The organism is Pseudomonas serboccidentalis, assembly GCF_028830055.1.
In the GTDB taxonomy this organism is placed as follows: domain Bacteria; phylum Pseudomonadota; class Gammaproteobacteria; order Pseudomonadales; family Pseudomonadaceae; genus Aquipseudomonas; species Aquipseudomonas serboccidentalis.
Genome location: NZ_CP101655.1, coordinates 5,994,298 through 5,994,725 on the forward strand (window position 1 = coordinate 5,994,298; position 428 = coordinate 5,994,725).

Below are 428 nucleotides of genomic sequence, written 5' to 3' on the forward strand. Positions count from 1 at the left end.
GTGATCGAAACCGACGCCTCGCTGACCGCCATCGACCGCGTGTTCTCGACGATCGACTACACCCTGGTGCAGAACGTCGAAAACCTGATCCTGCTGGGCAATGCCAACCTCAACGGCACCGGCAACAGCGTCAACAACCGCATGACCGGCAACGACGGCAACAACATTCTCGACGGCGGCCTCGGTGCCGACACCCTGATCGGTGGTCTGGGCAACGACACCTACATCGTCGACAACTACGGCGACACCGTGACCGAAACCAGCACCCTGGCTGGCGAAATCGACACGGTCCGCAGTTCGGTGGCGTTTACCCTGGGTGCCAATGTCGAGAACCTTGTACTGACCGGCAACGACGTGATCAACGGCACCGGCAACAACCTCAACAACACCCTGACCGGTAATGACCAGGCCAACACCCTGGACGGCGG

1 protein-coding gene is annotated in these 428 nt (G+C 60.7%); it reads left to right on the plus strand.

Translation table 11 applies throughout. The features are described from left to right. The coding region (locus NN484_RS27215; protein WP_425518796.1) for a calcium-binding protein at positions 1-428 on the plus strand (428 nt) is incomplete at both ends.